11 protein-coding genes are annotated in these 14,259 nt (G+C 67.3%); 3 read left to right on the forward strand and 8 right to left on the reverse strand.

Features of this window, described 5'->3' with window-relative positions; genetic code table 11:
- Nucleotides 1–67: 67 nt before the first annotated feature.
- Nucleotides 68–853, reverse strand: a complete 786-nt coding sequence (gene rpsB, locus AC6HZP_RS13910; RefSeq protein ID WP_497523348.1) for a 30S ribosomal protein S2 — start codon at nt 851–853, stop codon at nt 68–70.
- Between the two features lie 503 nt (nt 854–1,356).
- Nucleotides 1,357–4,818 (reverse strand): DNA polymerase III subunit alpha, encoded by a 3,462-nt coding sequence (gene dnaE / locus AC6HZP_RS13915; protein WP_497523349.1) that lies wholly within the window; start codon nt 4,816–4,818, stop codon nt 1,357–1,359.
- 527 nt (nt 4,819–5,345) lie between these two features.
- Between dnaE and AC6HZP_RS13920 the strand changes: the two genes are divergently transcribed.
- Nucleotides 5,346–5,909, forward strand: coding sequence for a DUF1269 domain-containing protein (locus AC6HZP_RS13920; RefSeq protein ID WP_497523350.1), 564 nt, complete (start codon nt 5,346–5,348; stop codon nt 5,907–5,909).
- A gap of 139 nt (nt 5,910–6,048) precedes the next feature.
- A complete protein-coding gene (locus AC6HZP_RS13925; protein WP_497523351.1) occupies nt 6,049–7,818 on the forward strand; it encodes a metallophosphoesterase family protein in 1,770 nt (589 codons plus the stop codon).
- A 25-nt stretch (nt 7,819–7,843) separates the two neighbouring features.
- On the opposite strand, the gene AC6HZP_RS13930 is transcribed toward AC6HZP_RS13925, so the two are convergent.
- From AC6HZP_RS13930 to AC6HZP_RS13945, 4 genes are all read right to left on the reverse strand, one after another.
- Complete coding sequence (locus AC6HZP_RS13930; protein WP_201404118.1) at nt 7,844–8,899, reverse strand: AI-2E family transporter; 1,056 nt, start codon at nt 8,897–8,899, stop codon at nt 7,844–7,846.
- A gap of 139 nt (nt 8,900–9,038) precedes the next feature.
- Nucleotides 9,039–9,479: a response regulator transcription factor gene (locus AC6HZP_RS13935; protein WP_497523352.1), complete on the reverse strand. Its 441-nt coding sequence runs from the start codon at nt 9,477–9,479 to the stop codon at nt 9,039–9,041.
- Between the two features lie 34 nt (nt 9,480–9,513).
- Nucleotides 9,514–10,149, reverse strand: a complete 636-nt coding sequence (fixJ, locus tag AC6HZP_RS13940) for a response regulator FixJ (RefSeq protein ID WP_497523353.1) — start codon at nt 10,147–10,149, stop codon at nt 9,514–9,516.
- Nucleotides 10,139–11,650: a PAS domain S-box protein gene (locus AC6HZP_RS13945; protein WP_497523354.1), complete on the reverse strand. Its 1,512-nt coding sequence runs from the start codon at nt 11,648–11,650 to the stop codon at nt 10,139–10,141. The genes fixJ and AC6HZP_RS13945 overlap by 11 nt, the downstream gene beginning before the upstream one ends.
- A gap of 152 nt (nt 11,651–11,802) precedes the next feature.
- Here AC6HZP_RS13945 and AC6HZP_RS13950 point away from each other — a divergent pair, with 152 nt between their 5' ends.
- Nucleotides 11,803–12,522: a helix-turn-helix domain-containing protein gene (locus tag AC6HZP_RS13950; RefSeq protein ID WP_497523355.1), complete on the forward strand. Its 720-nt coding sequence runs from the start codon at nt 11,803–11,805 to the stop codon at nt 12,520–12,522.
- Between the two features lie 3 nt (nt 12,523–12,525).
- Here the strand turns inward: AC6HZP_RS13950 and cysW are convergent, their stop codons facing one another.
- Nucleotides 12,526–13,380, reverse strand: coding sequence for a sulfate ABC transporter permease subunit CysW (gene cysW / locus AC6HZP_RS13955; protein WP_497523356.1), 855 nt, complete (start codon nt 13,378–13,380; stop codon nt 12,526–12,528).
- Nucleotides 13,377–14,258 carry a sulfate ABC transporter permease subunit CysT gene (gene cysT / locus AC6HZP_RS13960; RefSeq protein ID WP_497526804.1) on the reverse strand — a complete coding sequence of 294 codons (882 nt, stop codon included), beginning with the start codon at nt 14,256–14,258 and terminating at the stop codon, nt 13,377–13,379. The genes cysW and cysT overlap by 4 nt, the downstream gene beginning before the upstream one ends.
- Nucleotide 14,259: the final 1 nt, after the last annotated feature.

Consider the following 14,259-nt stretch of genomic DNA (forward strand, 5'->3'; position numbering starts at 1 on the left):
AAGGCGCCCGGCTGCGATTGTTTCAGATCGATCCACCGCCCGATGCGCGGGCGACGGCGCGGGCGGTTCAGGCAGCCGGGGCTTCTTCGCCCTGGGCTTCCTCGGCCGGGATAGCGTCGTCATAGACGTCGTCCTGGGCGCCGAGGTCGACACCGGCCTGGCCCGAAGCGCGCAGGATGCCGTCGAGGGCAGCGCGGGCGACCAGGTCGCCATAGAGCGTCAGCGCGCGGCCGGCGTCGTCATTGCCGGGGATCGGGTAGGTGATGCCGTCGGGATCGGAGTTCGAATCGATGATCGCCGCGACCGGGATGTTCAGGCGACGGGCTTCCTGGATGGCCAGGGCTTCCTTGTTCGTGTCGATGACGAACAGGAGGTCCGGAATGCCGCCCATGTCCTTGATGCCGCCGAGGGCGTTCTCGAGCTTGTCGCGCTCGCGCGACAGCGTCAGACGCTCCTTCTTGGTCAGGCCCTGCACGTCGGACGAGAGCAGCTCGTCGAGGTGGCGCAGACGCTGGATCGAGTTCGAGATCGTCTTCCAGTTGGTCAGCATACCGCCGAGCCAGCGGGAGTTGACGTAGTACTGGGCGCAGCGCTTCGCAGCCGAGGCGACCGGCTCGGAAGCCTGGCGCTTGGTGCCGACGAAGAGAACGCGACCACCGCCGGCGACCGTGTCGCTGACAGCCTGCAGCGCGCGGTGCAGCATCGGCACGGTCTGCGCCAGGTCGATGATGTGGATGTTGTTGCGGACGCCATAGAGGTACGGCGCCATCTTCGGGTTCCAGCGATGCTTCTGGTGACCGAAGTGAACGCCTGCCTCGAGCAGCTGACGCATGGAATAATCCGGAAGAGCCATGGCCCTATCTCCTTTTACCGGTTCAAGCCTCCGTGGGGAAAGCCGCGAATGCGACACCGGTGGGTTCCGTCGGACGATTCACAAATCGCCGCCGGAGCCCGAGCCCCACGTGTGGAATGCGCGCCTTATAGGCGGCGAAAGGCGGGAAGGCAAGCGTTTCGCCGCACCGCATCAACACAAGATGGGGAGGGCGGGTCGGGGTGGATGCCAGGGCGGCGTCGACGCGGCGCTCCGCTGGGGGCGACCGCCTCGAAGCCCCTCACCCCACCCCTCTCCCGCAAGCGGGAAAGGGGGACGCGGAGGCCCTGCCCGCTTCGGGAGGATGAGCTTCGTACCCCTGCCCCACGCTCGCCGTCATCCCGGCCTCCGAGCCGGGATCCATTTCCGCCGGGCTGCATGCCGCGCGGGGCTCCCGAGCGCGCATCGGCATGGATCCCTGCTTGCGCAGGGATGACGGCCGAGGGTCCGTAAGGCTTGCAGCGCAGCCTTTCGACCCACCAAGCCTACACCAGCTCGACCTGCACGACGCCGTTCACGGCGCGGAGCGCGCTCGCGATCTGCGGCGAGAGCTGGTAGCGGCCGGGGAGCTGGACCTCGACCTCGCGCTTGCCCTTGTCCAGCATCAGCACCAGGCTGACGTCGCCGTCGCCCCTGCCCTTCGCCAGATGCCGCTCGATGCTCTTCAGCGGCTCGTCATTGCGCAGGAAGACGCGGAGCTGCTTGATGCCGGCGGTCATCTGGTCGAGCGGCTTCACGGTGACGATGCGCACGCTGATGCCTTCGGGGCGATCCTCGGCGCCGACCTGCACGATCACCGACTGGCCGGGCTCGAGCCGGTCGCGATATTCGTGCAGACCCTCGGAAAAGATCACCGCCTCGAACTGCCCGGTCGGATCGGAGAACTGGACGATGCCCATGCGGTTGCCGGTGCGCGTCTTGCGCTCCTGCCGGGTCGTCACCGTGCCGGCGAGGCGGCCGGCGGCGGCGCCCTGGCGGACGGCTTCCGAAAACTCCGCCCAGGTCTGCACACGCAGGCTCTTCAGGATCGGCGCATATTCGTCGAGCGGATGGGCGCTCAGATAGAAGCCGACGACGGCGTGCTCGCGCTGCAGCCGCTCCGACGGCGGCCACGGATCGACGTCGGGCAGCGTCAGCGTCTCGCCCTGCCCGCCACCGCCGAAAAGCTCGTCCTGGCCGATCGCCGCGCCCTCGACCACCCGGTTGCCGATCGCCATCATCCGTTCGACGCCGGCCATGACGCGGGCGCGGTCCGGATTGAAGCCGTCGAGCGCGCCGGCGCAAATCAGGCTTTCCAGCGTCCGCTTGTTCAGGATGCGCGGGTTGATCCGCGACGCGAAATCGGAGAGGTCGCGGAACGGCTTCCCCGCCCTCGCCTCGACCAGATGCTCGACCGCCTGGCTGCCGACGCCCTTCACGGCGGCGAGCGAATAGAGGATGCGGCCCTCCTCGACGTCGAACACCGCGCCGGAGCGGTTGACGGAAGGCAGCTCGACCGTGATGCCGAGGCGCATCGCCTCGCGGCGGAAGTCGTTCAGCTTCTCGGTATTGCCCATGTCGAGCGTCATCGACGCGGCGAGGAACTCGACCGGATAGTTCGCCTTGAGATAGGCGGTCTGGTAGGCGACGAGGGCGTAGGCGGCCGCGTGGCTCTTGTTGAAGCCGTAGTCGGCGAACTTCGCCAACATGTCGAAGATGGTGTTGGCGTGATCCTTGGTCAGCCCCTGCTTGACGGCGCCGAGGACGAAACGGTCGCGCTGGGCGTCCATCTCCGCCTTGATCTTCTTGCCCATGGCGCGGCGCAGCATGTCGGCTTCGCCGAGCGAATAGCCGGACAGGATCTGCGCGATCTGCATCACCTGTTCCTGATAGATGACGACGCCGTAGGTCTCCTTCAGCACGACCTCGATCAGGGGATGGTAGTAGTCCGGCTTCTCCTCGCCGTGCTTGCGGGCGTTGTAGGTCGGGATGTTGTCCATCGGGCCCGGGCGATAGAGCGCCACCAGCGCGATGATGTCCTCGAAGCGGTCCGGCCGCATGCCCATCAGGGCCTTGCGCATGCCCTGGCTTTCCAGCTGGAACACGCCGACCGTCTCGCCGCGCGTCAGCATGTCGTAGCTCGCGCGGTCGTCGAGCGGGATCGCGGCGAGATCGACGTCGATGCCGCGCTTGGCGATCAGCTTGATCGCCGTCGACAGCGTCGTCAGCGTTTTCAGGCCAAGGAAGTCAAACTTCACAAGACCCGCGCTCTCGACCCACTTCATGTTGAACTGGGTGACCGGCATGGTGGAGCGCGGATCGCGGTAGAGCGGCACCAGCTTGTCGAGGCGCCGGTCGCCGATCACGATGCCGGCGGCGTGGGTCGAGGCGTGGCGATAGAGGCCCTCGAGCTTCTGCGCCATGCCGAGCAGCTGCGCGACCGTCGGATCCTCGTCGCGCGCCTCGCGCAGCCGCGGCTCGTCCTCGATCGCCTGCGCCAGCGTGACCGGATTGGCCGGGTTCTGCGGCACCATCTTGCAGAGCCGGTCGACCTGGCCGTAGGGCATCTGCAGAACGCGGCCGACGTCGCGCAACACGGCGCGCGCCTGCAGCGTTCCGAAGGTGATGATCTGCGCCACCTGGGCGGCGCCGTACTTGTTCTGGACGTAGTCGATGACCTCGCCGCGGCGGTCCTGGCAGAAGTCGATGTCGAAGTCCGGCATCGAGACGCGCTCGGGATTGAGGAAGCGCTCGAACAGCAGCGCGAAGCGCATCGGGTCGAGATCGGTGATGGTCAGCGCCCAGGCGACGAGCGAGCCGGCGCCCGAACCGCGGCCCGGACCAACGGGAATATCCTGCGACTTCGCCCACTGAATGAAGTCCGCCACGATCAGGAAGTAGCCGGGGAACTTCATGCGCTCGATGATCGAGAGCTCGAATTCGAGCCGGTCCCAGTAATCCTTCTCGACGAGGCCCGGCGCGAGGCCATGGAAGGCGAGCCGCTTCTCGAGGCCGCGGTTCGCGTAGTCGCGCAGCGCCGCGACCTCGGCCTTCTCGGCCGCCTCCGGCTCGGCGTCTGCGCCGGCGAAGCGCGGCAGGATCGGCTTCCGCTTCATCGGCCGGTAGGAGCAGCGCATCGCGATCTCGACGGAATTGTCCGTCGCCTCGGGCAGGTCGGCGAACAGCTCGACCATCTCGGCGCGCGACTTGAAATAATGCTCCGGCGTCAGACGGCGGCGCTTGTCGTCGGCGACGACCGAGCCCTCGGCGATGGCGACCAGCGCGTCATGCGCCTCGTAGTCGTCGCGCTTCGGGAAGAACGCCTCGTTGGTCGCGACCAGCGGCAGGCCGTGGCGATAGGCGAGGTCGACCAGCTCCGGCTCGGTCCGCTGCTCCTCGATCGTCTTGTGACGCTGCAATTCGACATAAAGGCGGTCGCCGAACAGCCCCGCCATGCGCTCCAGCCGCTTCTCGGCGAAGCCGCCCTGCCCGGCCCGGATCGCCTGGTCGAGCGGACCGGCGCCGCCGCCGGTGAGCGCGATCAGGCCCTCGGGAGTCTCGGCGATATCCTCGAAACGGATATGCGGCTTGTCGCCCGCATCCGTCTCCATGAAGGCGCGGGACACCAGGCGGACGAGATTCCAGTAACCGGTCTCGTTCGCGGCGATCATGACGAGATCGGAGAGGTTCTTCGCGCCGGCGACCGGCCGGCGCGACGGCTCGAAGCCGTCGTCGAACAGGACGGAGAGCTGGCAGCCGATGATCGGCTGGATTCCGACCTCGACGGTCTTCTCCGAGAATTCGAGCGCGCCGAACAGGTTGCCCGTATCGGTGAGCCCCAGCGCCGGCATCTTGTCGGCCGCCGCCAGCTTGATCAGCGACTTCAGCGGCAGCGCGCCTTCGAGCAGCGAATAGGCGGAGTGAACCCTAAGGTGAACGAATCCGACGTTCCGGGCGAAATGACTCATCAGGCGATCCTCTTCCGCCCGATTTACGGCGAGAGCGACCCGCCTGTCCATCGCCGGTCGCCCTTCCCGCCCGAGCCGGTCAGACGATAGCGACGAGCAGATCGGACCACAGGCCGATCATCGCGATGAAGAGCATCAGGGCGCCGAGCGCGGCCGCATCACGGATATAGGCTGTCATGGCTATCTCCTTATCGGACTGTCGATGCTTCATATGTTCACGTTTTGTTCTTTTCGTCAAGCCCGACGTTTCCACCACTTATTTCGGCGTCGTCGCGGATGCGGTTCGGGCCGTTTTCGCCGCTACGCGGCAGGGTTCACGGGCTCTTGAACGCGCAACCGCACGTCGGTGCTATGATTTTGGGACGCGCGCGCCGGAGTTGGGATTTCGCGCGCTCGCAATTATCGACTGCCGCGATATGGTAGCCGCGTCGGACGGGGGTCTCGCCCCGCCCGGCGGCCTGTTGCGCGCCGCTTCGCCGGGCGAACGGCCGCGTGTTCGAAATCGTTTGGAACGATGGAGTCTGACCATGAGCGACCTCGTATTCATCGCCTTCCCCTCGGAGCAGAAAGCCGAGGAAGTCCGGGAACGCGTCCTGGAGATGCAGAAGGAATATCTGATCGAGCTTGGTGACGCCGTCATTGCCGTGCGTGACGCCAACGGCCGCATCAAGCTGAACCAGCTCGTCAACACGACCGCCACCGGCGCCGTCTCCGGCGCCTTCTGGGGCACGCTGATCGGCTTCATCTTCCTGATGCCGCTCGTCGGCGCGGCGATTGGTGCTGCGTCCGGCGCGCTCGGCGGCAAGCTGACCGATGTCGGCATCAACGACCAGTTCATGAAGGACGCGGCGCAGTCGCTGGCGCCCGGCAATGCCGGCCTGTTCCTGCTCATCCGCAAGATGACGGCCGACAAGGTGCTGGAGGATCTGCGCGGCGTCGGCGGCACGGTGATGCGCACCTCGCTGACCGACGAGCAGGAGAAGGCGCTGCGCGAGGCGCTCGCCGACCACGCCGCCGCTCCCGCCGAGGCTCCGGCCCCCGCAGGCGACGCCGCGCCGGGCGCCACGCCCGCCACCGGCGCCACCAGCTGATCCATCCCCAGAGCCGTTCATCGTTTCATGGAAACAATGAACGGCTCTATCTCCTTGTTTCATTGCGTCTTCTTCACGCGAACCGGTATCCACTTCGCTCGAAGACGCTCTCAATGTCGCCCTTGCGCCCGGAATGAAAATGAGCCCGATGCTCGATCCCCGCGAGGGTGACATTGAAGACGATGCCTCCAGCACCAAGCAGCGGTCGCTTCTGGCGATCGCCGGCTCGCTGCTGGCGGAGATCAGCCCGATCAAGCTGATCGTCGCCTGGACGCTGCTGATGGGACTGCCGGCGCTCGCCTTCGGGCTGGCGCCGGTGCTGCTCTCGATCTGGATCCGGATCGCCTCGCGCCAGGCGGCGATCCTCTATACGGGCGTCGCGCCCGTGCTGTTCCTCGCCGCGCTCGGTCTCGTCGCCTGGTTCGGCGGCCGCCGCGCCTTCCGCGCCGTCGAGAGCAGCTTCTGGTCGCTGAACTCCGTCGCCGTCCAGCCGCTCTACGCGCTCTGCCGCGAGACGCTGCGCCATCTGACAGAACACCGCATCCTGGCGCGCCTGAACACCAGCCCCGACACGATCGTCAAGGCGCGCTCGATCACCGCCGCCGTCGCCGGGCTGACCGTCTTCGTGCTGGCGCTCGGGCTCGCCGCCCTGGTCTGGCCGGCGACGCGCTGGGTCGGCACGCTGGCCGATCTCGCCGCGCCCCGCCAGCTGGCGCTCATCGCCGTCGCCAATGCGGTGGTGCTGCTCGCCCTCTATCTCGCCGTCGCGGCGCTCGCCTGGGGCATCGCCGACGCCACCATGCCGCAGCCGCGCACCTTCACCCGCTTCCGCCCGGTCGTTCCCGGCGCGCCGCGCTGGCGGGTGGCGCATCTCTCCGACGTCCATTGTGTCGGCGAGCGCTACGGCTTCCGGATCGAGAGCGGCCGCGTCGGCCCGCGCGGCAACGACAAGTTCGCGGCGACGCTGGCCCGTCTCGCCCGTATCCACGCTGCCGAGCCGCTCGACGCCATCCTGATCACCGGCGACATGACCGACGCCGGGCTCTCTACCGAATGGGCCGAGTTCCTCGACGCGCTGGCGCCCCATCCGGAGCTCGCCGCCCTCGTCACGATTCTTCCCGGCAACCACGACGTCAATGTCGTCGACCGCACCAACCCGGCCCGCATGGACCTGCCGATGAGCCCGAACAAGCGGCTCCGGCAATTGCGGACCCTGTCGGCCATGGCGGCGCTGCAGGGCAGCCGCTACCGGCTCGTCGACCGCGAGAGCGGCGAACTCGGATCCACCCTCGCCGCCGCGCTAGAGGCCCGCCGCGACGATGTCGAGGCCTTCGCCGATCGCGGCTCGCGGCGTGCCGGCGGCGCGATCTCCGAACTCTGGGCGACCGCCTTCCCGATGATCCTGCCGCCGTCGCGTCCCGACGGGCTCGGCGTCATCGTGCTCGATTCGAATGCCGAGACGCATTTCTCCTTCACCAACGCGCTCGGCATGGTGTCGCTGGAGCAGGCGCGGGCGATGGAGGCGGTGAAATCGGCCTATCCCGACGCCGGCTGGATCATCGCGCTGCACCACCACGTCGTGGAATATCCGCAGCCCGCCAAGGCGCTGTCGGAGCGGATCGGCACGGCGCTGATCAACGGCAGCTGGTTCATGCGCTGGATCGCCCGCTTCGCCGGCCGCGCCGTCATCATGCACGGCCATCGCCATGTCGACTGGATCGGCGAGAGCGGCGGGCTGACGATCGTCTCCGCCCCTTCGCCGGTAATGGAGGGGACCAACGCACAGGCGAGCTATTTCTACGTCCACACCCTGCACCGGGCGGGCGACGAACTGGCGCTGGCGCCGCCGGAGAGGATCCTCGTCCCGGCGCCGGACCGCGCCAGGGCCGCGCCGGTGACGGCAGGCTAACGGGACGCTAACAGGGCGGCGGGTGTTACCCCTCCGCCGTGTCCCCCACGCCGACGCCAAGAATGTCGGCGATCCAGCGGCTCGATTCGTGATGGGCTGAGATCGTCACGATCGCGATGACGATCGGCACGCCGATGAAGGCGCCGGCGATCCCCCACAGGAAGGTGCCGAAGAAGACGGCGAACAGCACCAGCACCGGCGAGATCGACAGCGCGTTGCCGGCGATCCTCGGCTCCAGATAGGAGCCGACCAGGAACTGGATCAGGTTCAGGCAGACGAAGACGAAGACCGCCGCCTGCCAGGTCTCGAACTGCGCGATGGCGAAGAGCGTCGGCAGCACGGTGGCGAAGAGCGGCCCGATCACCGGGATATAGTTGAGCGCGAAGGCGATGACGCCCCACTCGGCCGAGAGGCTCAGGCCAGCGGCATAGGTCAGCCCCCAGACGAGCACGCCGGTCATGATGCTCATCAGCGTGCGCACCATCATGTAGCGGCGCAGCTTGGCGGCGGTCTCGCCGCTGCCGATGAACAGCGCCTCGCCGACGCTGCCAGCCTTGAAGCGCTTGAGCTTGCGGCCGACATCGCCGACCTCGAGCAGGCCGAGCATGACGTAGATCAGCACGACCAGCGAGAAGGTCAGGGTCGTGTTGAGCCGGCCGCTGACCTGCTGGACGATGCGGATGATCCAGCCCGCGTTGAAATGCTGCTCCCACAGGCCGGAGACGACGATGCCCCTGCCCTCCAGCCATTCCGCCAGCTCGCTGTACATGGTCTGGAAGCGCGCCGTGTCGCTCAGCACATAGCGGCCGACCCGGCTGAGGCTCCAGGCGAGCAGCGAGGTGAAGATCGTCATGACGATCACGGTGACGACGAGGCAGAGCAGCAGCGCCAGCAGCTGCGGCATCCGCGCCTGCATCGCCCGCTGGAACGGCCACAGCATGGCGATGATCAGAAGCGCGAAAGTGATCGGCGCGAAGACGTTCTGCGCCCAATACATCGCGGCGATGATCAGGATCACAGCGCAGATTCCCACCATGGCCGGAACCGGGCTGCGTCCAGGATTGGAAATCGGCTCATTCATGGGATCGGACTCGTTCGGCTCGCTGAGTTGCACCGCAGCGTCGTAGCACGCGCGGCCTGATTCGAAGACCGTACCAATAAGCGATATGTCGTGACGGCAGGATTGCAGCGTCAGGCGAGGGCGGGAATAGCCCGCCCCCTCAGGCGGAGGCCGACAGGGCCGCGCGGATGTGGTCGAGCAGCGCGGTGCCGAGCAACGGCTTCTCCACCAGCGCGATGCCGGAGGAAGCCGCCCGGCGCACCAGCGCCGACGAGGGATTGGTGACCGTCAGGATGACCGGCATCGTCCAGCCGCGCATCCTGAGCCGCTCGATCAGGTCGAGCCCGCTCATGTCGACGAGGTGGTGGTCGACCACCAGGCAGGCATGGGCGGGATGATTGTCGCGTTTCAGGAAGGAGCCCGCGTCGGCGTCAGTCCGCACCGTAAAGCCATCGATACCGAGCGCGAAACGCAGCGAACGCCGGACGGCGGCGTCGCCATCGACGATATAGACCAAGCCCGGTTCGGGGTTCTGTGCTGCAGGAACGGACATCGCTCGGACGGTTGGCGGCGGAAAGCCTGCAGTCTGGGCGAGCGACATTTTGCCGGCATTGATCCACCGCAAGGACAGCGGATCAGTTGTCCGAGGTTGCAATGCTTCCGTTGAGGCCGACGATCAGCGCCATGCGGACGAGCTCGGAGAGGCTCGACGCCTCCATCTTGGTCATCACATGGGCGCGGTAGATCTCGACAGTGCGCGGGCTGATGTCGAGGTCGTGGGCGATCCGCTTGTTCGCGTGGCCGGCGACCAGCCCTTCCAGAACCTGCTGCTCGCGATTGGAGAGGACGCCGAGGCGGCGGCGGATCTCGGCACGCTCCTGCCCTGCCTCCAGCGTCTTGCCATGCCGGACCAGCGCGGCGCGGACGGCGCGCAGCATCGCCTCGTCGTCGAACGGCTTCTCCATGAAGTCGACGGCGCCGCTCTTCATCGCCTCGACGGCGAGCGCGATGTCGGCATGGCCGGTGATGACGATGACCGGCAGGGAGACGCCCTGGGCCTTCAGCCGCTTCAGCATCTCGATGCCGTTGATCTCCGGCATGCGGACATCGGTGACGATGCAGCCGCCGACGAGCCCCGGGGCCTCCGTCAGGAAGGCGGCGGCGGAAGCATAGGAGCGAACTTCGAGGTCGGCGCTCTCGAACAGGAAGGCGAGGGAATCCCGCGCGGCGTCATCATCGTCGATGACATGGATGACGGCCTCAGCTGACACGCTCGGTCTCCTCGATACGGGCGGCGGGAATGGTGAAGTTGAAGATCGTGCCGCCGCCGGGGTTGCCCTCGGCCCAGATCCGCCCGCCATGCGCCTCGATGATGGTCCGGCAGATCGACAAGCCTACTCCCATCCCGGTCTGCTTGGTGGTCACGAAGGGCTGGAACAGCCGCGCCATGATGTCAGGCGCGATCCCCGTTCCCCGATCCGAGACCTTGATGCGGATCATGTCGCCCGATTCGGCCTCGCTGGAAATGGTCAGGTCCTTGCCGTCGCCCTCATCCATGGCGTCGATCGCATTGCGCATCAGATTGACCAGCACCTGCTGGATCTGGACCCGGTCGCCGAACAGCAGGTCCAGTTCTGGATCCAGCTGGAAACGAATGCGGATGCCCTTCTCGCGGGCGCCGACGAGCGCGAGCGCGCTCGCCTCCTCCAGCAGCCTCGCCAGGCTCTCGACCCGCTTCTCCGTCTCGCCGCGGGCGAGGAAATCGCGCAGCCGGCGGATGATCTCGCCGGCCCGGAGCGCCTGATCGGCGGCGCTCTCCAGTGCTGCCCGGACCTTCGGAATGTTCTCCGGCGCGCCCGAATCGAGCAGGCGGCGCGAGCCGCGCAGGTAATTCGCGACGGCCGAGAGCGGCTGGTTCAATTCGTGCGCCAGCGTGGAGGCGATCTCGCCCATCGCGGTGACGCGCGAGATATGCACCAGCTCCGCCTGCAGCTCCTGCAGGCGCGCCTCCGTCTCCTGCCTCTGCGAGAGATCGCGGATGAAGCCGGTGAAATAGCGCTGCTCGCCCGAGCGCATCTCGCCGACGGCGAGTTCCATCGGGAAGGTCGAGCCGTCCTTGCGCTCGCCGACGACGATGCGGCCGATGCCGATGATCCGCCGTTCGCCGGTCTGGCGGTAGCGCTGGAGATAGCCGTCATGCTGCTCGCTATAGGAGGACGGCATGAGAAGCTTGACGTTGCGGCCGACGATCTCGCTGGCGTCATAGCCGAACATGCGTTGCGCCGCCGCGCTGAACGACTGCACCAACCCGGTCTCGTCGATGACGATCATCGCGTCGGGAATGGTTTCGAGGATGGAGCGCAGATGCGCCTCGCGATAACGAAGGTCGGCCGCCGCCGTCGCCAGCTGCCGGCGCACCCGGAGCAGCCATTCGCCAAGCACGGCAAGGCTGCCGCCGATCACCGCGAAGGCCGCCCCGCTCCAGAGATGCGGCGCGTCGACCCCGCCTGCGTTCAGATAGATCGTGGTGCCGAGGACAAGACTGATCAGCGTCGCGGCGAGGCCCGGCCAGAGACCGCCAATTCCGGCTGCCAGGATGACGGCGGGGATATAGAGCAGGAAGGCGGACTGGGCGCGGAAGATCGGCTGCAGCGACAGGAACGTCGCGATGCCGATCAGGCCAGCGACAACCGCGGAAGCGACCAGGATGCGCCGTGCGCCCGTATCCTGTCGGAACAGGAACGTCATGACCGACCCATCGGCTTCCGGCATCGCGTGTACTCAACTCCGGCACGGATGGCCGCGCATGGCATGATCAATCAATCTATCTCCCGGCAGGGATCCCGGCACCTAAGTGATATCCCTTAGGTACATGATCTGAATTTTGTCTCGCCCCGCATCGGCCTAATCGAACGATAACGCTGATGGAATTCAAGGGTGACGACATGCTGACGTCTGTGGCAACCGCGCGGAACCTCGCTCTGGAGGCCCCTGGCCGCCGGATTTCGCCCGCTTCCGGCGACGCCCGCTTCGCGCCGGCCGGCATCATCGGCCTGATGGGCATCACGCTGCATTTCGAGCGCGGCAGCGAGATCGTCGCCGAGGAGGATCCGGCGGAATACATCTACCAGGTCCTCGACGGAACGGTGCGCACCTGCAAGCTCCTTTGCGACGGTCGTCGCCAGATCGGCGCCTTCGTCATGCCGGGCGGCTATTTCGGCATGGAGGCGCGCGGCACCCACTGCTTCGCCGCCGAAGCGATCACCGACGTCACCGTGCAGATGATCAGCCGCAGCGCCGCCTACGCCGCCGCCGGCCGCGATCCCGAGATCGCCCGCGCCCTCTGGGAAGTCACGGCGCAGAACCTCGACGCCTGCCAGCGTCACGCGCTGCTGCTCGGCCGCAAGACCGCGCTGGAAAAGATCGGCTCGTTCCTCTCAGAGATGGCGGAGCGCCAGGGCAGCGACGAGGAAATCGAGTTGCCAATGTCTCGCCAGGACATCGCCGACTATCTCGGCCTCACCATCGAGACGGTCTCGCGCACCATGACGCAGCTCGAGGGCGCCGGCACCATCAGCCTGGAAACCTCCCGGCACGTGCTGCTGAAGCGCCCGGCGGAGCTGGCGCGGCTCCGCCACTGCTGAGGCTCAGTGCCCCCGCCGCGCGCCGGCCTGCCCCGAGACGCGCTCCAGCAGCGTCTTGACCAGCAGCGTCACGAGCGCCACCAGCGTCAGCACCGCCGCCGCCGCGAAAGCCCCGGCGGCGTTGTAGTCGTGGTAGAGCAGCTCGACATGCAGCGGCAGCGTGTTGGTCTCGCCGCGGATGTTGCCGGAGACGATCGAGACGGCGCCGAACTCGCCGAGAACGCGGGCGTTGCAGAGCACCACGCCGTAGAGCAGGCCCCAGCGGATATTGGGCAGCGTGACGCGGAAGAAGGTCTGCCAGCCGCGCGCGCCGAGCGTCGCCGCGACCTCCTCGTCGCCGTTGCCCTGCAACTGCATCAGCGGGATCAGCTCGCGCGCCACGAAGGGCGCCGTCACGAAGGTCGTCGCCAGGATGATGCCCGGCAGCGCGAACATGATCTTCAGGTCATGCGCCTCGAGGAACGGCCCGAGCAATCCCTGCGCCCCATAAACGAACAGATAGGAAATGCCGGCGACGATCGGCGAGACCGAAAACGGCAGCTCGACGATGGCGAGCAGCAGCTTGCGGCCCGGGAAGCGGAACTTGGCGATCGACCAGGCGGCGGCGATGCCGAACAGCGTATTGATCGGCACCACGACGATGGCGACGGTGACGCTCAGGAGGATCGCCGCCCGCGTATCCGGCTCGGCCAGCGATCGGAGCGCGTAGCCCACACCCAACGACAGCGCCTGCACGAATACGGCGAGAACCGGCGCGCCGATCACGAGCGCCGTCACCAGCAGCACGCCGCCGATCAGCAGATAGCGCGACCAGCCCTGCTGCGCGCCCGCGCGCGAAACTCTCGAAGCGGCGCTCATGGCGTGAGCTCGTGCCGGCGGGCATAGGCCTGCAGCGCATTGGTGACGACCAGCAAGATGAAGGCGGTGCCGAGCATGACGGTCGCGATCGCGGCGGCGGCCGAATAGTCGTATTCCTCGATCCGGATGAAGGCGAGCAAGGCGGTGATCTCGGTCTGGTAGGGCTGGTTACCGGCGATGAAAATGACGGCGCCGAATTCTCCGAGGCAGCGCGCGAAGGCGAGCGACACGCCGGCAAGCAGCGCCGGGACCAGGATCGGCAGCACGACGCGGAAGAAGATCGTCACATTGCCGGCGCCGAGCGTGCGCGCCGCCTCCTCGATCTCGCCGTCCAGCTCCTCCATCACCGGCTGCAAGGTGCGCACGATGAAGGGCAGGCTGGTGAAGGCCATGGCGAGCGCGATGCCGAGCTGGGTGTAGGCGACCTTGATGCCGAGCAGGCCGAGCGGTTCGCCGAACCAGCCATTTTTGGCGAAGATCGCGGTCAACGCGATGCCGGCGACGGCGGTCGGCAGCGCGAAGGGCAGGTCGACGATGGCATCCAACAGCCGGCGCCCGGGGAAATCGTGCCGGACCAGCACCCAGGCGAGCGCGAAGCCGTAGATGGTGTTGAAGAGGGTGGCGAGCGCCGCGGCGCCCAGCGTCACGCGGTAGCTGGCGATGGCGCGCGGCGAGCTGATCACGGCCCAATAGTCGGCCGGCCCGAGACGGGCGCCGACCAGAATCAGCGTCGCCAGCGGCAGGCAGATGATCAGCGCCGCGTAGAGCAGCGTGACGCCCAGGGAAAGGCGAAAGCCGGGAACGACCCGGCCCTGCCCTTTTCCAGATTGTCTGCGGGAGCGCGGGCGCGACACGGCGCCGATCCCGCTCCCGCTCATT

This window comes from Kaistia sp. SLG-1, from assembly GCF_059699055.1.

What these genes read in the sequence shown, in the direction of transcription:
- rpsB (WP_497523348.1), bottom strand. Translation starts at nt 853, where the DNA reads ATGGCTCTTCCGGATTATTCCATGCGTCAGCTGCTCGAGGCAGGCGTT.
- dnaE (WP_497523349.1), bottom strand. Translation starts at nt 4,818, where the DNA reads ATGAGTCATTTCGCCCGGAACGTCGGATTCGTTCACCTTAGGGTTCAC.
- AC6HZP_RS13920 (WP_497523350.1), top strand. Translation starts at nt 5,346, where the DNA reads ATGAGCGACCTCGTATTCATCGCCTTCCCCTCGGAGCAGAAAGCCGAG.
- AC6HZP_RS13925 (WP_497523351.1), top strand. Translation starts at nt 6,049, where the DNA reads ATGAGCCCGATGCTCGATCCCCGCGAGGGTGACATTGAAGACGATGCC.
- AC6HZP_RS13930 (WP_201404118.1), bottom strand. Translation starts at nt 8,899, where the DNA reads ATGAATGAGCCGATTTCCAATCCTGGACGCAGCCCGGTTCCGGCCATG.
- AC6HZP_RS13935 (WP_497523352.1), bottom strand. Translation starts at nt 9,479, where the DNA reads ATGTCGCTCGCCCAGACTGCAGGCTTTCCGCCGCCAACCGTCCGAGCG.
- AC6HZP_RS13945 (WP_497523354.1), bottom strand. Translation starts at nt 11,650, where the DNA reads ATGCCGGAAGCCGATGGGTCGGTCATGACGTTCCTGTTCCGACAGGAT.
- AC6HZP_RS13950 (WP_497523355.1), top strand. Translation starts at nt 11,803, where the DNA reads ATGGAATTCAAGGGTGACGACATGCTGACGTCTGTGGCAACCGCGCGG.
- cysW (WP_497523356.1), bottom strand. Translation starts at nt 13,380, where the DNA reads ATGAGCGCCGCTTCGAGAGTTTCGCGCGCGGGCGCGCAGCAGGGCTGG.
- cysT (WP_497526804.1), bottom strand. Translation starts at nt 14,258, where the DNA reads ATGAGCGGGAGCGGGATCGGCGCCGTGTCGCGCCCGCGCTCCCGCAGA.